Annotated in this window: 19 protein-coding genes; 7 read left to right on the forward strand and 12 right to left on the reverse strand. The window is 37.5% G+C overall.

Translation table 11 applies throughout. The features are described 5' to 3' along the window. The first annotated feature begins 64 nt into the window (after nucleotides 1-64). From recA to AC3RVG_RS05985, 3 genes are all read left to right on the forward strand, one after another. Nucleotides 65-1,072, forward strand: coding sequence for a recombinase RecA (recA, locus tag AC3RVG_RS05975; RefSeq protein WP_489690527.1), 1,008 nt, complete (start codon nucleotides 65-67; stop codon nucleotides 1,070-1,072). Nucleotides 1,073-1,198: 126 nt separating this feature from the next. Beyond that, entirely contained in the window at nucleotides 1,199-1,738 is a 540-nt protein-coding gene (locus AC3RVG_RS05980; RefSeq protein ID WP_489690528.1) for an RNA polymerase sigma factor, read from the forward strand. A gap of 90 nt (nucleotides 1,739-1,828) precedes the next feature. Further along, nucleotides 1,829-3,391, forward strand: a complete 1,563-nt coding sequence (locus AC3RVG_RS05985) for an outer membrane beta-barrel protein (protein ID WP_489690529.1) — start codon at nucleotides 1,829-1,831, stop codon at nucleotides 3,389-3,391. A gap of 212 nt (nucleotides 3,392-3,603) precedes the next feature. Here AC3RVG_RS05985 and AC3RVG_RS05990 read toward each other — a convergent pair whose 3' ends face one another. Continuing rightward, nucleotides 3,604-4,344 (reverse strand): lysophospholipid acyltransferase family protein, encoded by a 741-nt coding sequence (locus tag AC3RVG_RS05990; RefSeq protein WP_489690530.1) that lies wholly within the window; start codon nucleotides 4,342-4,344, stop codon nucleotides 3,604-3,606. A gap of 74 nt (nucleotides 4,345-4,418) precedes the next feature. On the opposite strand from AC3RVG_RS05990, the gene trpS reads away from it, so the two are divergent. After that, entirely contained in the window at nucleotides 4,419-5,387 is a 969-nt protein-coding gene (gene trpS, locus AC3RVG_RS05995; protein ID WP_489690531.1) for a tryptophan--tRNA ligase, read from the forward strand. Here trpS and dprA read toward each other — a convergent pair. After that, nucleotides 5,384-6,487 carry a DNA-processing protein DprA gene (dprA, locus tag AC3RVG_RS06000; RefSeq protein WP_489690532.1) on the reverse strand — a complete coding sequence of 368 codons (1,104 nt, stop codon included), beginning with the start codon at nucleotides 6,485-6,487 and terminating at the stop codon, nucleotides 5,384-5,386. The genes trpS and dprA overlap by 4 nt on opposite strands. Before the next feature lie 111 nt (nucleotides 6,488-6,598). Here dprA and AC3RVG_RS06005 point away from each other — a divergent pair, with 111 nt between their 5' ends. The 3 genes from AC3RVG_RS06005 to AC3RVG_RS06015 all read left to right on the forward strand — a co-directional run bounded on the left by AC3RVG_RS06005 (nucleotide 6,599) and on the right by AC3RVG_RS06015 (nucleotide 11,944). After that, nucleotides 6,599-7,537, forward strand: a complete 939-nt coding sequence (locus AC3RVG_RS06005; RefSeq protein WP_489690533.1) for an HU domain-containing protein — start codon at nucleotides 6,599-6,601, stop codon at nucleotides 7,535-7,537. A gap of 99 nt (nucleotides 7,538-7,636) precedes the next feature. Beyond that, nucleotides 7,637-8,146 carry an acyl-CoA thioesterase gene (locus tag AC3RVG_RS06010; protein ID WP_489690534.1) on the forward strand — a complete coding sequence of 170 codons (510 nt, stop codon included), beginning with the start codon at nucleotides 7,637-7,639 and terminating at the stop codon, nucleotides 8,144-8,146. A gap of 195 nt (nucleotides 8,147-8,341) precedes the next feature. Beyond that, nucleotides 8,342-11,944, forward strand: a complete 3,603-nt coding sequence (locus tag AC3RVG_RS06015; RefSeq protein WP_489690535.1) for a S8 family serine peptidase — start codon at nucleotides 8,342-8,344, stop codon at nucleotides 11,942-11,944. Between the two features lie 49 nt (nucleotides 11,945-11,993). On the opposite strand, the gene AC3RVG_RS06020 is transcribed toward AC3RVG_RS06015, so the two are convergent. From AC3RVG_RS06020 to rsmA, 10 genes are all read right to left on the reverse strand, one after another. After that, nucleotides 11,994-13,289 carry a murein hydrolase activator EnvC family protein gene (locus AC3RVG_RS06020; protein WP_489690536.1) on the reverse strand — a complete coding sequence of 432 codons (1,296 nt, stop codon included), beginning with the start codon at nucleotides 13,287-13,289 and terminating at the stop codon, nucleotides 11,994-11,996. Continuing rightward, complete coding sequence (gene lolB1, locus AC3RVG_RS06025; protein WP_489690537.1) at nucleotides 13,290-14,054, reverse strand: lipoprotein insertase outer membrane protein LolB1; 765 nt, start codon at nucleotides 14,052-14,054, stop codon at nucleotides 13,290-13,292. Between the two features lie 5 nt (nucleotides 14,055-14,059). Further along, the gene (locus AC3RVG_RS06030; RefSeq protein ID WP_489690538.1) at nucleotides 14,060-15,436 is read right to left on the reverse strand and encodes a tetratricopeptide repeat protein; all 1,377 of its coding nucleotides are present in this window, start codon (nucleotides 15,434-15,436) and stop codon (nucleotides 14,060-14,062) included. A gap of 29 nt (nucleotides 15,437-15,465) precedes the next feature. After that, a complete protein-coding gene (locus AC3RVG_RS06035) occupies nucleotides 15,466-16,482 on the reverse strand; it encodes a sugar phosphate nucleotidyltransferase (protein ID WP_489690539.1) in 1,017 nt (338 codons plus the stop codon). 2 nt (nucleotides 16,483-16,484) lie between these two features. After that, nucleotides 16,485-16,850 (reverse strand): GIY-YIG nuclease family protein, encoded by a 366-nt coding sequence (locus tag AC3RVG_RS06040; RefSeq protein WP_489690540.1) that lies wholly within the window; start codon nucleotides 16,848-16,850, stop codon nucleotides 16,485-16,487. 39 nt (nucleotides 16,851-16,889) lie between these two features. Then, nucleotides 16,890-17,324, reverse strand: coding sequence for a dUTP diphosphatase (gene dut / locus AC3RVG_RS06045; RefSeq protein WP_489690541.1), 435 nt, complete (start codon nucleotides 17,322-17,324; stop codon nucleotides 16,890-16,892). Nucleotides 17,325-17,394: 70 nt separating this feature from the next. Next, nucleotides 17,395-18,849 (reverse strand): oligosaccharide flippase family protein, encoded by a 1,455-nt coding sequence (locus AC3RVG_RS06050; RefSeq protein ID WP_489690542.1) that lies wholly within the window; start codon nucleotides 18,847-18,849, stop codon nucleotides 17,395-17,397. A 128-nt stretch (nucleotides 18,850-18,977) separates the two neighbouring features. Continuing rightward, nucleotides 18,978-19,373, reverse strand: coding sequence for an acyl-CoA thioesterase (locus tag AC3RVG_RS06055; RefSeq protein ID WP_489690543.1), 396 nt, complete (start codon nucleotides 19,371-19,373; stop codon nucleotides 18,978-18,980). Beyond that, entirely contained in the window at nucleotides 19,370-20,725 is a 1,356-nt protein-coding gene (mgtE, locus tag AC3RVG_RS06060) for a magnesium transporter (RefSeq protein ID WP_489690544.1), read from the reverse strand. The genes AC3RVG_RS06055 and mgtE overlap by 4 nt, the downstream gene beginning before the upstream one ends. Continuing rightward, nucleotides 20,700-21,533 (reverse strand): 16S rRNA (adenine(1518)-N(6)/adenine(1519)-N(6))-dimethyltransferase RsmA, encoded by an 834-nt coding sequence (gene rsmA / locus AC3RVG_RS06065; RefSeq protein WP_489690545.1) that lies wholly within the window; start codon nucleotides 21,531-21,533, stop codon nucleotides 20,700-20,702. The genes mgtE and rsmA overlap by 26 nt, the downstream gene beginning before the upstream one ends. Nucleotides 21,534-21,556: the final 23 nt, after the last annotated feature.

The raw sequence follows: 21,556 nt of genomic DNA on the forward strand, positions 1-21,556 counted from the left end.
TTGCCTCAAGCGCAAAGAAATAGTATCTTAGCTAACTAAAATTCTATTATAAAACACACTGAAAATGAGCACTGAAAAAGACGCAAAACTGAAAGCTTTAAAGCTTACTCTCGATAAATTAGACAAGACATACGGGAAGGGAACTGTAATGAAAATGGGCGATCGCGCTGTTGAAGATGTAGAAGTAATTCCGTCCGGTTCACTTGGCTTAGATGTAGCACTCGGCGTTGGCGGTTATCCGCGCGGAAGAGTTATTGAAATATACGGCCCAGAATCTTCGGGTAAAACTACTCTTACGCTTCACGCCATGGCTGAAGCGCAGAAAAAAGGTGGAATTGCGGCATTTATTGACGCAGAACACGCTTTTGACCGTGGCTATGCTGAAAAACTTGGCGTAGATGTAGAAAACCTTATTATTTCGCAACCCGACAATGGGGAACAAGCGCTAGAAATTGCCGATAACTTAATACGCAGTGGGGCAATAGACATCGTTGTAATTGACTCTGTTGCTGCCTTAACGCCAAAAAGCGAAATTGAAGGCGAAATGGGTGATAGCAAAATGGGGCTTCACGCACGTTTAATGAGTCAAGCACTTAGAAAACTTACGGGTTCAATCAGCAAAACAAAATGTACGGTAATCTTTATTAACCAATTGCGTGAAAAAATTGGGGTGATGTTCGGAAATCCGGAAACTACAACGGGTGGTAACGCATTAAAATTTTACGCTTCGGTACGTTTAGATATTCGTCGTTCCACACAGATAAAAGACACCAATAGCAACGCAATGGGTAACAAAACCCGAGTAAAGGTTGTAAAGAATAAAGTAGCGCCACCTTTCAAACAAGTTGAATTCGACATAATGTACGGCGAAGGAATTTCTAAAGTTGGCGAAATAATTGACTTGGGTGTCGATTTTGAAATCATCAAAAAAGCAGGTTCATGGTTTAGCTACGACGATACAAAACTTGGTCAGGGTCGCGACGCTGTAAAAGCACTTCTTCTAGACAATCCAGAATTAATGGACGAACTGGAAAAGAAAATTAAGGACGCCATTGCAGCGTTAAATCAATAATTTTTCAGCCAACCACGCAACCCTTTTGATACTCTGGTATCTACAAAATGTAGGAACCTTGATTAGTACGGTTGCCCTCTAAATAAAGAGGTATTTACAACGGAACGATAACTCAAGGTACCGCATTTGACATTAGACGAGCTCATAATAGAATGCAAAAAGCAGAATGCAACGGCGCAGGGCGAATTGTACAAAAAGTACAACGGAGTTCTTTTCGCTATTTGTCTTCGCTATTCGCCTAATTACTCAGAGGCGGAAGACAATTTGCAGGATGCTTTTATAACAATTTTTAAAAAGATTGAGCAGTATAATGGCAAAGGTTCTTTTGAAGGTTGGATGAAACGGGTTACCGTAAATACCGTTCTTCAGAAATACCGAAAACAACGCACTTTTCAAATAGTTGATGAGGGCCAAATTGAAGATGAAGCTGAGGTTGAAATTGAAAGCGAAGAAATTCCGCTGGATTTTTTACTGAAAATTGTGCAAGAGCTGCCAGAAAGATACAGATTAGTTTTTAGTATGTATGTTATGGATGGCTATCAGCACAAAGAAATAGCAGAATTGTTAGGAATCAGCGATGGTACGTCTAAGTCAAACCTGGCACGCGCCAGAACGATTTTGAAAAATAAAATTGAAGATTATAATGCTACAAATTATAACACTTAAAGCATTGTATGATTGTTTAGATTGAAAAAAGAAAACCCCCTGCTTTAGGGTAGGGGATTTTCAAAAAATTTTCCTTTTATAGGAATACGAATGAAAGAAAAGAAAAACATAGACAACATTTTTAACGAAGGTTTCAAGAATTTTGAAGCTACTCCTTCGCCGCGCATTTGGGAAAATATCCAAGCGTCGTTGAAAGAGGAGAAAAAAGATCGTAAGGTTATTCCACTGTGGATTAAACTTGGCGGTGTTGCTGCGTTAGTTGCTTTGTTATTGACGGTTGGTAATTCACTTCACAATTCTTCCAATACCATTGTTGGCACTGAAATTACTGATCAGAATATTGAAGGAGCTGAAAAGCAACTTCAAGAAAATAAATCTGAAATTGAAAATCAATCGAACGATATTAAAGTAGCTTCGGAAGATAAAATGCTTCAGAATGATGCTACACAGGTTTCAAATACCTCTGAAGATCAATCTTCAAATAATAAAGGTGAAACAAAAACCTCAAATAAAGCTTTCAAAAATTCTTCTGAAAACGTAAATAATTCTGTTGTTGCTTCCAATAGTACTGAAAAGAAGGCTTCACAATCGAATGCGAATTCGAATAAAAATTTGATTCAAGAAAAAACTTCAAAGAATACTTTAAAAGAAGGTGTAGCTACTTCGAAAAATATATCTGAAAAGATTATTTCGAATAATAACGAAGAAAAAACCAACGAGAATATTATAAATAAGGACGCAACTATTTTCGACTCCAAAAAGGAGAGCGTTGCTATAAATGAAAATTCAAAAAAGGAAAATTCTGAAAAAAGCTTGGTTAAAACCGAGGAGCAAATAGCTAAAGAAAACAAAAATAAAAAATCAATTTTCGAAGCTATAGCAGAAAATGAGGATGAAACAGTTTCCGAAAAGAAAATAAAACAAAAACCAGAGCACCGCTGGAATGTAGCGCCAAATATAGCGCCAGTATATTATAGCAGTCTTGGCAATGGTTCTTCTATAGACCCAAATTTTGGCGATAATCCGCAGGAAGGCGATGTAAATATGAGTTATGGAGTGCAGGTTAGTTATGCTTTAAACAATCGATTGAGTGTTCGTACTGGTGTAAATAATGTAGATTTAAGTTACAGCACTGCAGGTATAGATGTGGGAACAGGGCCAGTAGCTTTAGCGCTGCAATCTGTAGATTATGGCGGTAGAGCTATAGTAATTACTGCGGTAGACAAAGGGGCGCTGGCAAATGCTAGTCCGTCTAATGGTTTCGGAGATATTAGGCTGAAATCTACCCAAGGAGATGCAAGACTTATTCAAAATATAAATTATTACGAAGTGCCGGTGGAACTTAAATACGCGGTAATTGACAGTAAATTTGGGGTAAATGTAATTGGCGGTGTAAGTACTCTGTTTTTAGGCAATAACGAAATTTCAGTAAAAGCTGATGATTTTAATAGTGTGTTGGGAGAAGCTAATAATCTCTCCACAGTAAGTTTTTCAACTAACGTTGGGCTGGGTTTGGACTACAAATTGTCCAAAAAATTTACGTTTAATATTGAACCCATGTTTAAATACCAGCTCAACCCTTATACCGATTCGTCTGTAGATTTCAAACCCTATTACTTGGGTGTTTATAGCGGATTGAGTTTTAAATTTTAGGTTAGTTTTTAGTTGAACTTGTTTGATTATACTTCAGACAAAATGATTGAGAGAAGAAACCGTTCTGCGCCATAGGACGGTTTTTTTATTGCTGCGAAGGCAGGAATCTCAAGAGTCTGTTTCAGAACTAATGGTAAACTAATGGCTGGAAATTTAACTTCAAAAAACAGCGTAGTATTGCGCAGTCCATTAGGATGAGGCAATGAACTATTTCAAACCGTTGGTTCCAACAATTCATTCAAAATCACTTCTCTCGTTTCCTTTTTTAACTCCTTTCGGTTTTCTAAAGTTAAACCTTCAGTCGGGATTAGTTTATGAATCTTCACCCGCATTTTTCCAGGCCTGCCCCTAAAAAATGAATATGGAAAACGTTTTTTATTGTCGTGAAATGTCATAGGAGCAATCGGTATTTTATGCTCAATTGCAAGCCTAAAAGCACCATCTTTAAATTCGTCTAAAATCATCGAAAGATCTTCGGGCACACCACCTTCCGGAAAAATGCAAACACTCAAACCTTCGCTCAAACGTATTTCGGCTCGACGGAAAGCTTCAACGCGACTTTTTGTGTTGCCGCGATCTACCAAAATACAAGTGCGTTTATAAATATATCCGAAAAGCGGAATTTTCGCTAATTCCTTTTTTCCGACAAAAACGAAGGGATTTTTGGTTGCATAAAACATCAACATAATATCGGTCATCGAAGTGTGATTAGCCACAAACATATAACTCTTGCCTTTTTCGTATTCAACTTCGTGTTTAATTATTGGGTAGCAACCAATTCCGTAGATTATAAATACAGACCAAGTTCGTGCAACCTTAAAGAAAAGGGGATACCATGAACGTTTTAAAATACTGATAATAAGAAAGGGGAAAAGCAATATGGTTGCCAAGGCTATTATTAAATAGAACCAGATGCGATAAAAGGTCGCGAAAATTTGTTGAAATAGTTTCATTGAGGGTCAAAAGTAACGATTTGAACGATGCAAATAAATCAAATAAAGTACCTTTGCTGAAATTTTTTAGAACAATGTCCAGAATACTTACAGGAATACAAAGCACCGGAACCCCACACCTCGGAAACCTTTTAGGGGCAATCGTTCCCGCCATTGAGATGGCAAACAACGCAAAGAACGATTCTTTTCTTTTTATTGCAGATATGCACTCGCTAACGCAAATAAAGAATGCAGAAACCCTTCGCGCAAATACCTATAGTGTTGCTGCCACTTGGTTAGCATTCGGATTAGATATTAAACGTGCTGTTTTCTACCGCCAAAGTGATGTGCCACAAACAGCGGAGCTTTCTTGGTATTTAAGTTGCTTTTTCCCGTTTCAGCGATTAACGTTGGCACATTCCTTTAAGGATAAAGCAGATCGTTTGGAAGATGTAAACGCAGGACTTTTTTCGTATCCCATGTTGATGGCTGCGGATATACTTTTGTATGATGCCGAAATTGTTCCCGTCGGGAAAGATCAAATGCAGCATATTGAAATAACCCGCGATGTCGCCTCTCGTTTTCACGCGCAGATGGGCGAAACTTTCGTTTTGCCTTCTGGAAAAGTTCAGGAAGAAACTATGTATATTCCTGGAACAGATGGTGCCAAAATGAGTAAATCGAAAGGGAATATTATTAATTTATTTTTGAACGACAAACAGCTACGGAAGCAAGTCTTGAGTATTGAAACCGATAGCACACCGCTCGAAGAACCAAAAAATCCAGATACTTGCAATGTTTTTGGTATTTATAAATTACTGGCTTCAAAAGAAGAAATTGCGCAAATGCGAAAAAACTACGAAGCTGGAAATTACGGCTACGGCCATGCAAAACAAGCTTTATTTGAATTAATAGTCGAAAAATATTCGGAAGAGCGAACACGCTATAATTATTATATGGAAAACCTTCCCGAAATTGATGCAGCTTTAGCTTCGGGTGCAGAAAAGGCTAGAATAGTTGCTGATGGTGTTTTAAAAAGAGTTCGAGAAAAGGTGGGGTATTAAACCAACTGAAACAATTTCCCCGGCAACGGACGCACAACTCCCTTCAATTCCATATTCATTAAAATGCTAGCGGCTTTATAGGCTGGAATGTTGCATTCCAGTGCAATAGTGTCTAACAACACCTTTTCCTTTTCCTTTAAAAAGCGGAATATTACTTTTTCTTCCTCATCGAGTTCAACAAATAATTGGGTCTGTTTGGGTTTTTGATTTTCTTTCAATTCCCAGCCCAGCATATAAATAATATCTGCCGCACTAGTAAGCAATTGCGCTTTTTGCTGTTTTATTAAATTATTGCAGCCTCGACTTTGGCTATCCGTTGCTCTTCCCGGAACGGCAAAAACTTCGCGGTCGTATGAATTTGCAATATCAGCCGTTACCAAACTTCCACCTTTTTCTGCAGATTCTATAACTATTGTAGCTTCAGAAAGACCTGCGATGATTCGGTTGCGTTTTAAAAAGTTGTTTCTATCAAAAGCATCGCTGCTCCAAAACTCTGAAATGAACCCGCCATTTTCCTCAATTTTCTGAACGTATCTTTTATGATCTTTTGGATATATTTGATTTAAGCCGTGCGCTAAACATGCTATATTTTGCAACTTATTTTCAATAGCTGCTTTGTGTGCACAAATATCAACTCCATACGCTAAGCCCGAAACAATTACAGGATTTAGTGGCGCGATTTCTTCAATTATACTTTTACAAAAAGCATTGCCATAACTAGTAATTTTTCGGGTGCCAACGATACTAATTATTTTTTTTCCAACTAAATCTATATTGCCTCGGTGAAAAAAAAGAATGGGACCATCTAAACAATGCTTCAATTTATCAGGATAGGTTTTGTCTTTGAAATAACTGTATTCAATATTGTTAGCTTCAATAAACTGCATTTCTTCTTCGGCTTCTTCCAATTGCCGGTTCAGATTTAGGTCTTTTAATCGCAAAAGTCCGATGCCATCAATCTTGGCGAGATTACTTTTTTTCTCTTTAAAAATCGCTTCCGCAGAACCCATTTTTCGCAAAAGTTTTTTAGCCGAAATATCACCCAGATTAGGAATTCGCTGTAAGGCAAGCGTATAACGCAGTTCGTCTTTCGAAATCATGATTTAAAATTTTTAGGAGGGGAGATTATTTAAAAATACAATTTTTTAAGTTGTTAATAAATTACCAAAACAAAAATTGGATTGCTTTCAAAAAAGGCTAATTTTGTTTTTATGCAACTCACGACCTACTTAGCCGATTTACTTTATCGATACGAATGTGTTATTATTCCTGGGTTTGGCGCATTTTTAACGCGCTATAAATCTGCACACATAGACGATGCCTCAAATACATTTCATCCGCCTTCAAAAATTGTTTCTTTTAATAAACAATTACAGGCGAACGATGGTTTGTTTGCAAACTATGTTGCATCAGTTGAAAAATGTAGTTATGAAACGGCTTTGCAACGAATCCGAAATTTTACGGCTCAAATTTCCAAAGAGCTTTACGAAGGTAAAACGGTAGCATTTAAAAATATAGGCGAATTTATACTGAACGAAGAAAAATCGCTTCAGTTTGAACCATTGCAACAACACAATTATAGTACTACGGCTTTTGGTCTTTCTTCATTCGTTTCACCAAAAATAACGCGCGAAGCATACAAACAAAAGGTTGCAGCTTTGGAAGAAAAAGCGCCAATACATTTTACACCAGAAAGAAGAGCCGCAAAACCATATTTAAAATATGCTGCAATTGCAGTAATTGCGCTTTCCGCTATCAGTTTTGGAGGCATGAAAGTTTATGAAAATCAGGTGCAAAAATTTAATTACGCCGAAAGAGAAAAGGCCAATTCACTAATTGAAAACCAAATACAGGAAGCCACTTTTATAATTGAAAATCCGTTGCCTGTATTGAGTTTACAAGTTCCAAAACACACTGGAATTTATCATCTTGTCGCTGGCGCGTACCGAATGGAAGAAAATGCTTCCAAAAAAGTAGCGCAATTGCGAGAAAAGGGATATACCCCGCTAAAAATGGAAGCCAATCGCTACGGACTTCACCAAGTTTTGTATGCTAGCTTTGACGACAAAACGGAAGCAGAGCGGAAACTTCTAGAAATTCAGCGTTCCGAAAATGCTGATGCCTGGCTTTTAGTGCAGGAAATTAAGTAATCAATATTCAGTATTTAGTAAACAGCGCGGGTTATTTCTTTATTCTGTTTTCTCTTTTCATTATTCTATTCTTCGGTATCTTTGCAAAAAAAAATAAAGATGCAACCCAAAACACCTCAACATTCTTTAACTATCTATACCGATATGGTATTGCCTAGCGAAACAAACCCGATTGGCAATATGTTTGGAGGCGAACTATTAGCAAGAATGGATCGCGCGGCTAGTATTGCAGCCCGTCGCCATAGCCGCAGAATTGTAGTTACCGCTTCAGTAAACCACGTTGCTTTCAACAAAATGATTCCGTTGGGAAGTGTTGTAACTGTTGAAGCCAAGGTATCGAGAGCTTTTACTAGTTCTATGGAAGTGTATATGGACGTTTTTATTGAAGATCGCGAAAGTGGCGAAAGAAGCCTTTCCAACGAAGCCATTTATACTTTTGTAGCTGTAGACGAAATGGGCAGTCCGGTACGCGTACCCGAAATAGTTCCTGAAACAGAACTTGAAAAATTGCGTTTTGAAGCCGCACTTCGAAGAAAGCAATTGAGCCTCGTTCTTGCTGGTAAAATGAAGCCGAAAGATGCTACGGAGCTTAGAGCCTTATTTCAATAAAACAACATTGTTTTCTCAATTAGTTGATACAGTTGGTTTTTAACGAACATATTTATGTTAAAAGCGGAATATTTTTGCATATTCTTGACTGCTTTAATAGAGGTATTAAATATATTTGAAATCCTTTCTTGAAAAATTCTCACGAATCTCTCAAAAAAGGATTTTTTCGAATCTAATATAAAATCTATTTCAACTATGGGAAAAACTACAATTCTTTCTTTTCGGAGTTCCTTTTTTTTAGCCTTAACATTGGTATTTTCAATGTCTTTCGGTCAAAATTCTTCTAACATTAATTTTCAAGGCGAAACAATCGAAATGCCTGAAAATATTGCCAATTTTCAATGGAGCCAAATGCCGGAATCTGCAAGAATGGCAAATGGATATGTGGGGTGGGTTCAATTTTATGAAACGCCGACACAGCAAATCCAAGATTCTTTTAAAAACAACAATCTAGAATTATTAGAATACATTCCACATAAAACTTACCTATTCTATTTTCCTAAGAACACTTCTGTGAGTTTTCTTAGAAATAGCGGTGTGCGCTCTATAACTCCTGTACAATCTATCGTAAAACTTTCTACGGATTTAAAAAATCCGCCATTCGATAACTGGGCGATGGATGGCAATAACATTTTGGTTACACTTCAATTTCATAAACACGTTACCGCCGAATTTGTTATTCAGCAATTAGCCGAACGCCAAATAGCGGTTAAACAACAATATAAAGGTTCTAATAATATAGACCTTTCCATTCCGGATAATTGCTTGGAAGATTTAACAAACCTAGCGTTCGTTAAATGGGTTGAGCTAATTGTAGCCCCATCGATTCCAGATGATACCCGTGGAAGAAGTTTACACCGTTCAAGCAATCTTGATACTCAAACATCTGCTGGAAGAAACTATACAGGCTTAGATATAGGTGTTATTTGCCGCGATGATGGTATTGTTGGTCCACATATCGATTTTCAGGGTAGAATAGATAATTCAAACGCAAGTGGCACTGGCCAAACTCACGGCGATGGTGTTTCAGGCATTATGTCTGGCGCTGGAAACCTTAACCCTTCCAATAGAGGAATGGCGGCAGGATCGTTGTTATATGTAGTGAATTACCAGCCTAGCTTTTTAGATTCTCAAACAGTTTCGCTTATTAATAGCGGGGATGCGGTTATTACCAATTCTTCTTATAGTAATGGTTGCAACGCAGGTTATACTACAATTACTCAAACGGTAGACACACAGGTAAAAACATTGCCAAACTTACAGCATGTATTTTCTGCGGGTAACTCTAACAATAATAATTGTGGATACGGAGCAGGAAACCAATGGGGAAACATAACTGGCGGACATAAACAGGGAAAAAACGTAATTGCAACTGCAAACGTATTTTTTGATGGCTCGCTAGTTAACTCCAGTAGTCGTGGTCCAGCGCATGATGGAAGAATTAAGCCAGATATTGCAGCAAATGGTCAAAACCAAATTTCTACTTCTGAAAACAATACGTATCAAAGTTTTGGTGGAACTTCAGGAGCGGCACCAGGAATAGCTGGTATTACAGCACAACTTTATCAAGCATATTCTGAAGCAAACGGGAATGTATTACCTCCATCTGCATTAATAAAGGCAACTTTACTTAATACTGCGAATGATGCTGGAAATGTTGGACCAGATTTCAAATTTGGTTGGGGAATTGTAAACGGACTTCGCGCCGCAAAGCTTGTTGAAGAAAATCGCTTCTTGTCTGATCAAGTTTCGCAAGGTGCTTCAAAGAACCACAGTATTTCTGTACCTGCTGGTACCAAGCAAGTAAGGTTTATGGTGTATTGGAGTGATACTCCAGCTGCACCAGGTGCTAGTCCGGCATTGGTAAACGATTTAGATTTATTAGTTACAGACCCTTCAAACAACGTTTTGGAACCTTATATTTTGGATCCAACTCCCAATGTGGTTACATTAGATTTGCCTGCAACTAATGGCCCAGACCATTTAAATAACGTGGAGCAAGTACTTATTAATAATCCAGCTTCGGGTAATTATACTGTAAATATTGCAGGTTTCAACGTTCCCGTTGGTCCGCAGGAATATTTTGTGGTTTACGAAATCATTTCAGATAATGTAACTGTTACTTATCCGAACGCAGGCGAAAGCTTCGTTCCAGGTGAAACAGAATCTATTCATTGGGATGCTGTTCCAGTAAATACTACTTCAGATTTTGTACTTGAATATTCTACAAATAATGGTGGTAGCTGGAATGCTATTGCAACTGTTCCTAATACTACAACTAATTATGGATGGAGTGTACCTAACTCGGTTACCGGAAATGCATTAATTAGAGTTAGTAATGGTGGTTCGCAAGACGTTAGTGATGAGAATTTCTCTATTGCACCCTTAGTAACAAATGTGCAAGCAAATCAAGTTTGTCCAGATGAAGCAACCTTTGCTTGGAATGTAGTTGCAGGTGCAGAATCTTACGATTTTTATATGTTAGGCACAAAATACATGGAAGTTGTAGGTACTTCTACAACTAACAGTATTACAGTTCCAATTACAGATCCTACCAATGCTATGTGGTTTGCGGCCGTTGCCAAAAATGCTACAGCTGGTTGGGAAAGCCGAAGAACAATTGCCACCTACTACGCAGGTGGATTATTAAATTGTTCTCTAGGAAACGATGTGGGAGTAGAAAGTAACAATCAACCCAGCGATTTCAACTTAGTTTGTAATCCTGGTCCTACGGTTGTTTCAATTTTAATTTTGAATACGGGTGTGGCTTCACAAGGTAACTTTGATGTTACTTATCAGTTAGACAGTAATCCTGTAGTTACTGAAACTTTTACAGGAACTGTAGCTTCTGGCCAGCAAACTGTATTCAATTTTGCCACGCCTTTAAATATTACGAACTCGGGCAATTACACACTTACAGTTACTGTAAACTTGAGCGGGGATGAAAACTCAAATAACGACACCGATGCCCTTGCGTTTTACGCGGCTACGGAAGCTGAACAGTTAGATTATTCTGAACCATTTGATGTAAACGGTGTGCCTCCTTCTGGCTGGAATTTACTTAACCCAGACAACAACGATACATGGCAAGAGCGCACAAATATTCCTGGAAGCGGTGGTTCGCCAACGGTTACGGCATTTATGGACAATTTTAACTACAATGCGGCTGGAGAAGAAGATGCTTTGGAAACGCTATTTATCGATTTAACTATGGCAAGTTCGGCAGCATTGGATTTTGATTTGGCAAAAGCCCAATATTCTAGTGGTTTGTCTGATGCTCTTAGAGTAGATGTGTCGATTGATTGTGGCGCTAGTTTTACTCAAATTTATTATAAAGAAGGACTTGATTTATCTACAGTTTCTGGATATGTTACAGGAAACTGGACGCCAGGTTCGGCAGGTGATTGGCGTAACGAAACCATAGATTTAGCTCCTTATTTAGGTGAAAATGTTCAATTTCGTTTTGTGAACATCAACGGTTATGGAAACGGTACTTTTATAGACAACGTAAATGTAAGTGGTGTTTTGAGTGTTACTGAACAAGATTTCACGAATGTGTCAATTTATCCAAACCCATCTTCAAGTGAAGTGTTTATTAATTTGAATAACCAAGTGCAAGACAATGTTTCAATTACATTGTTCAATAGCTTGGGTCAAAGGTTACAGACTATTTCTGAAAACGAAATGGCTGGTAAAACGGTAGGCGTCTTAAACGTTTCAACCTATGCTAGTGGAATCTACTTTATTACAATAAAAGCAGGTGAGAAGATTGCAACCAAAAAATTAATAGTTCAGTAAGAATTACTAATTTCTATATAAAAAAAAGGGAGCCATTTTGGCTCCCTTTTTACATTCTATAAATCCAATCTGCGGGATTTATTTTTGTTTTATTTTGATAAATATAGAACTTCAAAACGGTTCTTCCTTCTGTAGAACTCTTCGCCACAGTACCTATTGTCTGTTTGGTGGAAACCTTGTCGCCCTTTTTAACGGACACTGTAGCCAGATTACTATAAACCGTAATATAATCACCGTGCTGAATAAAGACTACTTTGTTAGCTCCTTTTATTATTTGAATAGACATAACCTGTCCTTCAAAAATAGAACGTACTTGCTCGTTATCTGCCGTTGCTATTTCCACACCGCTACTGTTTGTTGTAACATTCGGAAATTGTGGGTGTTGATGGGTTCCAAAACTTTTTACAACCATCCCTTTTTCAACTGGCCAAGGCAGTTTGCCTTTGTTGTTTGTAAAACTAGCCGCAAGCGCTTTGTCTTCCGCTGTTAATGCGAACTCATCAGATTTTGCTGGTTTGGTAATTACATTCTTTGTGGTCGTTGTTGTCGGTGTTGTATTCCCCTTTGCTTTTTCTGCGGCAAGTGCTTTTTCCCGTGCAATTCTGTTTGCTTCTTCAATTGCCGCTCTAATAAGGTCATCTATTTGTCGGTCTATCGCGTCTGCCTGTTTTTGTTTTGTTCTAATTTGTGAAGCAAATTTGCTTTCGTCTTTTTTCAACGTTGCCACTAATGCCTGCTGGTCTTTTCGTTCGTTAGTTAATTGCGATTTCGCTACTTCGTTTTCGGCTATTAGCTTTTGTTTGGTTTTTTTCTGTGCAATTAAATCTCCATTTAATTGCTGAAGCTCTTCTGTTTTCGCCTTAATGCCTTCGCCCTGTTTTTTTCTGAATTTAGCATATTGCTTCATATATTGAACACGTTTATATGCCTGCAAAAAATTCTGCGAAGACAATAAAAACATAATTCGGCTCTGCTGGTTTTTGCTTTTGTACGACTTTTGAATCATTGCCGCATAATCGGCCTTCATAATTTTCAATTCTTTGCGCAGCGCGCTAATTTTTTCAATATTACTATTAATATTTCGGGTAAGTAAATTGGCCTGTTGATTGGTAACTCGTATTAAATTTTCTGAAGCCGAAATACGCTGATTAAGATCTTCAACCTGAGAAAGCACAGATTTTTCCTCCTTTTTGGTTTTAAAAAGAAGAGAATTTATCTGCTTTATTTCAGCAAGAATGGCCTGTCGTTTTTCCTCGAGTTCCTTTTGTTTATCTACTTGCGCAGAAAGCGTTGAAACCGTAATTAAACAGACGAATAAAAAAAGATAGGTGCGCAAATGCTTCATTTAATTAAGTTGTATTTCTTCGTAACCCTGTGGAATTTCAAATGGAAAACTCACGTTTGCATTTAAATCTATTTTTTTATAATTAACTTCAATTTTCGTTTTCGAACCTTTTTCTGAAGTGTCTATTAAAATTGATGTGGGAAAATATTGTTCCTCAATTTTTTGATAATCGCCATAACGAATACTTAAAAGTCGTTCAGCGTTTGGCTGCGATAGTGATTCGGAAGCTATTTTGAAATTTTCTGGATTTAAAAACAACGAATGTATAAAATTTTGAGGCTGCTGCTTAGGTTGAATTTTGAATTTTTTCTGAACAATTTCAGATTTATATTCCGAAGGATTTAAAGTGAAAATTGATTGTCCCAAAAGTAAATTCTGGGCTTGTTGAAAATTAATTGAAGTCCCAATCCATTCGCCCAATAAAGCGAAATCGCCTTCAAAATAAGTATTTCCGATGGTTTCGTAATAACTCACACTTGTAGGCGTAATCAAAACTTTAGCAATGGTAATTCCCAAAAGAGAAGCTTTTATCCAAATATTTTTGTCCTTTTCCATCCGAAGACTTACCGTAATGCTTTGCAGTTTTTCGTCGGTTTCATAAACCAATTGTACACGGCCTGCTAAAGTTTTAAAATCTGGGGCTGCAGCTTTATGGGCAGAAATTACTTCTTTAGCAGAAGTGCTTTCAATATTTGTAATTTTCTTGGCTCCACCGCAGGAAGCCAGAACCAATAAAAACAAGAGGTAAAACGGTTTCAGTTTCATAAATTTTATTTCGGCATTTGGGTTGTTGCGGCTTTATCAGTATACATTTTGGCCTTTTTTGAATCACCTTTTTTAGCATACGCGTAAGCAAGTTGTTCGTAAAAGTCCCGTTCCATTTTTGGGTCTCCTAAAATAAAATCTAAGCCAATTTCTAAACTTTCGATAGCTGTGTCACTTTTTTCAAGTCCATTATTTGCAACACCATTTAACAAGTATAAAAGCGCTTGCGCCGGAAAAATCTCGAGACCTTCGGAACTCAATTTTGCGGCAGCTTCATATTTTTTAAAGTCAATTTGAAAGAGCAACGTATTTCGCAAAAGGTTGTAATTGTCTGGATCTTGAGAAATGCCTTTTTCATAGGCATTTAGCGCGTCTTCTTTTCTGTTTTTCGCAGAATAATAATCTCCGAGTTTTTCGTAAACACGTCCGTTTTCAACTGAAAATTTATCTACAATTGCTGTTAATTCAGTTTCAAAAGTTGGATTGTCGTTTACAAACTGAATAAAATCACCCAATACTTTATATTTAGTTTCTTTGTCAACTTCATTTGAAGCAAAAACAATTTTCATGGATTTTATTGCTTCTTCAGCATTTCCGCCATCTAAATAAAATTTATAGAGCGCCAGATGAACGAGTTGCGATTTCGGGTTGCTTTTTAAAAGGTTCTTTGCTGCGTCGAAGGCTTTTTCTTTATTCCCTTGTTCGCTATAAAGATAGATGAGGTTTAAATATTCCTTTTCGTTCTTAGGATTGCTTTCAATCTTTTCTTCTAAATTTTCTATAGCACCTTCGGCATTGCCGGTGGCGCGATAAATTTGGGCTCGCAGCGCATTCCTAATATCGCTTTCGCCCCAAACTTGGTCAAGTTCGTCTAACTGCTCCAAAGCTTTGTCATATTGCTTTGTAAGAGCGAAAAGGTTTGCTAAATCTTCTTTGTAATCTTCGTCAAAAGGAATTAGCCGTTGCACCAATGGAATGGACTTTTCGTACTCTTTTTGTTGATGATACAACTCGTAAAGTTGCTCCAAAACATCTAATCTATCGCCTTGTGTTTTTACAACTTTGTTGAAGTTTGCCTCTGCTTCAGCGTACTGTTTTAAGTAGGTGTTATTTTTCCCCATCTCAAAATAAACAACAGCTTTGTTTTCTTCACTTTTAGCCGCTTTTTCGGCTTTGTGCAAAGCTGTAAGCGCCAGTTCGTAATTTTCTATTGCTTTTTGCTTCAACGCTTCGAAAAAGTTTTCTTGAAAAGCATCGGTAACATCGCCCAATTCATCCATTGGGTTTTGAATGGAATCGCTTTTAATTTCCTGCGCAACAAATTGCTGCGGAAGAATTATTCCGAAGAGAAATAGAGCGATATATATAACTTTTAGTTTCAAATCATGAGATTCCTGCCTTCGCAGGAATTTTATTTTAATTCAGAATAATCGCCAATGCTCACATTGGTGAACTCGCCATCAAAAGTAGCGTAATTGCCAATCATTGCATTGTCTAAATTTGCGTTCTTGATTGTTGCATTGGTTTGAATAATGCTGTTTTTTACCGTGCTATCTTCAATTACCGTGCCTTCGCCAATAGAGGCGTATGGGCCAACAGTACTATTTTTAAGACTTACATTTTTGCCTATAAAGCAAGGTTCAACTATTTTTGAATTTTCATTACTGATATTTTCAGAAATCAAAGGTCGGTTTGCTTCAGAAAGGAAGCCCAACATTTTTCGGTTTGTTTCTACCGTTACTTCTTTATTTCCGCAGTCCATCCATTCGTCAACCGTTCCAGTTTTGAAAATTTTTCCGGCTGCCATCATTCTTTTAATACCGTCGTTAATTTGGTATTCACCTCCATTAATGATGTTGTTGTCCAAAACGTACTGCAATTCATTTTTAAGCTGCGCCACATCCTTAAAATAATAGATACCTATAACGGCTTGGTCGCTCACATATTCTTTTGGCTTTTCAACAAGCTCGATTATTTCGTCCTTTTCGTTGAGGTTTACCACACCGTAAGCTTCTGGATTTGCTACTTTCTTAGTCCAAATTACCGCATCTGCATCTTTGTTTAAATCGAAATCGGCACGAATTAAAGTATCTGCGTACGCAATTACCGCTGGTCCGGTAAGCGAATCTTTGGCGCACATAATAGCGTGTCCAGTACCTTTAGGGTCGAGTTGACGGTAAATAGAAGGTTTGGCGCCCAAACTTTGAGCAAGTTCTTTAAGCTCTTTAATTACATCATCTCCAAAAAAAGCAGGATCGCCTAAAATAAAAGCAATTTCGTCTATTTCTTCATTTAAAACTCCAACAATATCTTCAACCAAACGATGAACGATTGGTTTCCCAGCAACGGGGATTAAAGGTTTTGGAACTGTAAGTGTATGTGGGCGAAGACGGCTTCCACGGCCTGCCATTGGGACTATTATTTTCATATCTATCCCCTGCGAAGGCAGGGGTCTCTATTTACATTCCTGAGAAAACAGGAATTAGTTATTAAACTTATTTTCTTTAAATTCCAATTTGTTGTCAAATCATTCCATTGTGGATTCATATCTTTTATAAGATTGATTTTCCAATCTCTTTTCCACTTTTTGAGTTGTTTCTCTCTTATAATAGCAGATTCCGCAGTTTTATGTTCTTCAAAATAAACTAATTTGTTGCAATTATATCTGGCTGTAAAACTATCAGGATATTTTTTGAGTTTGTGCTCTTTTACGCGTTCTTCTATATTATCTGAAATTCCAACATATAAGACGGAATTTGTTTTGTTTGTCATTATATAAACATACCATAATTTCATTATATGCCGATCAGAGATTCCTGCCTTCGCAGGAATTTGTTATTTTGTTCCAGTCGAACCAAAACCCCCAGCTCCGCGTGAGGTATCACTCAATTCTTCAACTTCTTCCCAAACGGCACGTTCGTGTTTTGCAATTACCAATTGTGCAATACGTTCACCATGCTCAATGGTGAAATCTTCGTTGGAAAGGTTTACCAGAATCACACCTATTTCACCGCGATAATCTGCATCGATGGTTCCAGGAGAATTTAAAACGGTGATTCCCTTTTTTGCTGCCAAACCGCTTCGTGGGCGAACTTGCGCCTCGTAACCAATTGGCAATTCAATAAAAAGTCCAGTTTTTACAATGGCTCGCTGCAACGGTTTTAAAGTTGAAGGACTATCAACATTTGCGCGAAGGTCCATTCCTGCCGAAGCAATAGTTTCGTAGGACGGTAAAGGATGATTGGATTTATTAATTATTTTAATTTTCATATTATTTTTTAATAGTTCCCTTCGACTCCGCTCAGGGAACAAACCTGGTCATTGAGCGGAGCCGAAATGATTATTTTCTGATGATTTTCAAAAATTCGTTCTTTTCAAAATAGAACATAATTGCTGCAAATACTACTAACAACGCAGTTCCTATCCAAATATTTCCGTTGAAAACATAAAACGAAATTGCCGAAAAACCTATGGCCAACAGCAAATAGCCGCTTATTTTTTTCACTTCGTAGGGTACGTCGTAATATTTACGTCCGTAAAGATACGAAAGCACCATCATACTGCCATAGGCCGCAAGTGTTGCAATTGCTGAACCCATATAACCAATATATGGAATTAAAATGTAGTTCAAAACCAAGGTTACTACAGCGGCAAATACCGAAATGTAAGCGCCGTATTTTGTTCGGTCAGTAACTTTATACCAAACGGAAAGGTTGTGGTAAATTCCTAAAAACAGATTAGCCAAAAGGATGAGTGGCACAATTTTAAGCGCTTCCCAATATTGGCTATTTGGGATTAAAATACGTTTAAAAATATCAATATACACTACAACAAACAAAAGGATTAAACACCCAAAAAGAGTGAAATATTTGGTAATAGTAGCGTAGGTGTTTTTTGCATTGCTATGCTCAGAATGATTAAAGAAAAACGGTTCAATCCCCAAACGGAATGCCATCACGAAAAGCGTCATAAACATACCCAATTTGTAACAAGCAGAGTAAAGTCCAACTTGTACTTCGGCAATATTTTCGGGGAGTAAATATTTCAGAAGAATTCTGTCAAAGGCTTCATTTATACTAAAAGCAATACCGGCAAAAAGTACTGGTATGGCATATTTCATCATCTGTTTCCAAATGGTTTTATTAAATCTGAAACCTATTTTCACATAGAGTGGAAGCAGTACCAAAAGCGTTACTGAGCTGGCAATTAAATTTGCGATGAAAACGTAGGCCACTTTGTTTTCGGGGAACCACAATGCATTCCAATACGTACTAGTTTCCGCTAGTTTGGGTAATATTAGAAGGAAAAAAACATTGAAAGCAAGATTTATAACAACATTAAAAATTTTAATTACCGCATAGCGCGTAGGTTTTTCATTAACGCGAAACCACGCAAATGGTAAAACCACTAAAGCGTCCAATGCGAGAATTATTAGGCCGTAGGTTACGTACTCTGGTTTAAAATCGGAAGCTTCTGCTATAAAATTTCTGAATAGCAGCGTAATTCCTAAAAAAATTATGGTGGAAATTGTGAGCGAGCTGAGCGTGGTGGATTGCACAATTTTTTGCTGCGAAGTGTGTTTGGTGATAAACCTAAAAAAGGCAGTTTCCATTCCATAACTCAGCAAAACATTTCCTAAAATAAGGAAAGCCATTACGGTAGAATATATTCCGTATTCCTCTGGTAGCAGTACTTTCACATAAAGAGGCACAAGTATAACTGTGAGCAATCTAGGCAATACTGTGGCAAGACCGTAAATGAAAGTTTGTTTAAAAAGTTTTTTGAAAACGCTCAATTGTGTCAGTTTTAAGACTTAAAAGTTGTTCGAAATCTTACAGAATTATTGCCGATAGGAAAACCTAGCAAGCCGAACAAAAGTATTGAAAATAATGGTTTTGAGGTTGAATTGTTTCTCCACTTTATTTACAGGAAAAGATTAGAGATTTTTTCAGTAATCTTAGTAGGTCGAAAGGTTTTTGCATCTAAGAAACACCAAAGTGTTTGCGCTTCTACAATTGTTTTACCGTCTGCAATACGTATGATTTTGTAATGCCTTTCGCTTTTTACACCTTCATATTTTTCAATCCACGTTTGGGTTTCCAATTCTTCGCCTAAAAAAGAAGGATGTTTATAGGAAATAAAATGGTTTAAAACTACCCAAACATTTTGCGCACGCTGATCTTCTGAAGTTCTGGAAATCCAATGTTCTTCTGCAGTTTCAAGACACCACTGCAAATACGTAATATTGTTTACGTGGTTGAGCCCATCAATAGCTGAGGGCGGAACAATAAAGCGGTTTTTAAAGATGTCTGATTTCAAAATCCTAAAATCATTTTTGCAATTAGAAAATAAGTAAGTATTCCGAAGATATCGTTGCTGGTAGTAATAAATGGCCCAGTTGCAACTGCTGGGTCAATACCTCTTTTATCCAAAAGGATGGGTATAAAAGTTCCAATTAATGCCGCTAAAATAATAACAGATATAATTGCAATACCAATGCTGATAGATTCCAAATAAGTAGTGAAAAACAGAAAATGGCTAATTACTAATACTACTAGTGCGATTGCACTTCCATTTACCAAAGCCAAAGTAGATTCTTTAAGCAAACGTGCAAAAAGATTGCCTTTTAATGAATTATTGGCGAGACCCTGCACTACGATAGCACTACTTTGAACTCCCACATTCCCTGCCGTTGCTTGAATGAGCGGTACAAAAATTATTATTTTTGGAAAAGTGCTCATCATGTCTTGAAAACCCGTAATAATACTGGCTGCTCCTAGACCTCCAAACATTCCAATTAAAAGCCACGGCAAGCGGGCCCGTGTTTGTTTAAAAATACCATCATCTGCCTCTACATCTTGGCTAATACCAGCCGCCATTTGGTAATCTTTCTCTGCTTCTTCTTTAATGAAATCTACAATATCATCAATGGTAATTCTTCCCACTAATATTCCCTCTTCGTCAACAACGGGGATGGCTTCTAGATCGTATTTCTGCATGATTCGCGCCACATCTTCGGCTTCGGTGTGCACGTATACATAATCTACTTTTGGTATGTAAATCTCGCTTATATGTGCACGACCAGGGGCGGTAAGTAAATCTTTTAATGAAAGTCTGCCTTTTAATTTTCCGTGTTTGTCGGTAACGTATATAGAATGAACTCGGGTTACATTTTCGGCTTGTCGGCGCATTTCGCGAACGCATCCTGCAACGGTCCAACTTTCTTTAACCCGCACAAGTTCCTTCGCCATTAAACCACCTGCAGTGTCTTCGTCATAACGCAACAAGTCTACAATATCTGCCGCGTGCTCTTCATCTTCAATGTGGCCAATAACTTGTCTTTGAACATCGTCATCCAACTCTGCAATAATATCTGCAGCATCATCGGTGTCCATTTCATCCAGCTCGTCGGCAATTTCAGAAGGGGTAAGTTTGTCTAAAATGCGCTCCCGGAAATCGTCATCCAGCTCAATTAACACTTCGCTGGTTACCTCACTGTCCAGTAATTTTACGATGTAAGTAGCCTCTTCTGTGTTGAGTTCCTGAAGTAATTCTGCAATATCAGCAAAGTGAAACTCTACCAATAGCGCTTCCAGCGCATCACCATTATTATTGGCGATAAGCTGTTCAACCTGCTCGATAAACTCATCTGTCAGTTGAAATTGCATCATTTTCTAGTTTTTTGGTAAGCGCTATAAACTGCGATACGGAAAGTTGTTCCGGACGTTGGCCAAAGATAGTATCTTCTTTTATTTTATCTGAAAGATTAAACGATTTTAAACTATTGCGAAGTGTTTTTCTACGTTGCTGAAAAGCGGTTTTTACAACTTTATAAAGCATCTTTTCATCACAAGCAATCGTAAAATTTTCTTTACGTCGAAGTCTCAATACACCGCTATCTACTTTTGGTGGCGGATTAAAAACCGAAGGCGGGACAGTGAAAAGATATTCGGCATCATAAAATGCTTGTGCCAAAACTGACAGAATACCGTAGGCTTTGCTGCCTTCTTTTTCGCATATACGTTGTGCTACTTCCTTTTGAAACATTCCTGTAAATTCTGGAATTTGCTCTTTCCATTCCAACATTTTAAAAACTATTTGTGTTGAAATATTATACGGAAAATTGCCAGTTATGCCGTATTGTTCATCACCAAAAAGCTGAGTAAGATCGTATCTTAGAAAATCTGCTTCAATTATTTTCAGGTTTTTATTCGGGTAATTTTCTTTCAAAAAGGCAATAGATTCGGTGTCGAGATCCATTGCAATTACGTCTATATCTTTTTGAATTAAATATTTGGTAAGCACGCCCATTCCGGGGCCAATTTCGAGCACATTTTTATAGCCATCAAGCGAAAGTGTATCGCCAATTTTTTCGGCAATAGTTTCATCTTTTAAAAAATGTTGGCCTAAGTGTTTTTTGGCGCGTACGGCTCCAGAATCCTTAGAATCTTTCTGTGGGTTTGGGTTTTTCTTTTTCATTTAAAAACCTTGAAAAGAGTTTA

This window comes from Aequorivita sp. IT1282 (assembly GCF_058068205.1).

Bases quoted from the DNA above. Each gene is read 5' to 3' on its own strand.
- recA (WP_489690527.1), top strand. From the start codon at position 65: ATGAGCACTGAAAAAGACGCAAAACTGAAAGCTTTAAAGCTTACTCTC.
- AC3RVG_RS05985 (WP_489690529.1), top strand. From the start codon at position 1,829: ATGAAAGAAAAGAAAAACATAGACAACATTTTTAACGAAGGTTTCAAG.
- AC3RVG_RS05990 (WP_489690530.1), bottom strand. From the start codon at position 4,344: ATGAAACTATTTCAACAAATTTTCGCGACCTTTTATCGCATCTGGTTC.
- trpS (WP_489690531.1), top strand. From the start codon at position 4,419: ATGTCCAGAATACTTACAGGAATACAAAGCACCGGAACCCCACACCTC.
- dprA (WP_489690532.1), bottom strand. From the start codon at position 6,487: ATGATTTCGAAAGACGAACTGCGTTATACGCTTGCCTTACAGCGAATT.
- AC3RVG_RS06005 (WP_489690533.1), top strand. From the start codon at position 6,599: ATGCAACTCACGACCTACTTAGCCGATTTACTTTATCGATACGAATGT.
- AC3RVG_RS06010 (WP_489690534.1), top strand. From the start codon at position 7,637: ATGCAACCCAAAACACCTCAACATTCTTTAACTATCTATACCGATATG.
- AC3RVG_RS06015 (WP_489690535.1), top strand. From the start codon at position 8,342: ATGGGAAAAACTACAATTCTTTCTTTTCGGAGTTCCTTTTTTTTAGCC.
- AC3RVG_RS06020 (WP_489690536.1), bottom strand. From the start codon at position 13,289: ATGAAGCATTTGCGCACCTATCTTTTTTTATTCGTCTGTTTAATTACG.
- lolB1 (WP_489690537.1), bottom strand. From the start codon at position 14,054: ATGAAACTGAAACCGTTTTACCTCTTGTTTTTATTGGTTCTGGCTTCC.
- AC3RVG_RS06035 (WP_489690539.1), bottom strand. From the start codon at position 16,482: ATGAAAATAATAGTCCCAATGGCAGGCCGTGGAAGCCGTCTTCGCCCA.
- AC3RVG_RS06040 (WP_489690540.1), bottom strand. From the start codon at position 16,850: ATGAAATTATGGTATGTTTATATAATGACAAACAAAACAAATTCCGTC.
- dut (WP_489690541.1), bottom strand. From the start codon at position 17,324: ATGAAAATTAAAATAATTAATAAATCCAATCATCCTTTACCGTCCTAC.
- mgtE (WP_489690544.1), bottom strand. From the start codon at position 20,725: ATGATGCAATTTCAACTGACAGATGAGTTTATCGAGCAGGTTGAACAG.
- rsmA (WP_489690545.1), bottom strand. From the start codon at position 21,533: ATGAAAAAGAAAAACCCAAACCCACAGAAAGATTCTAAGGATTCTGGA.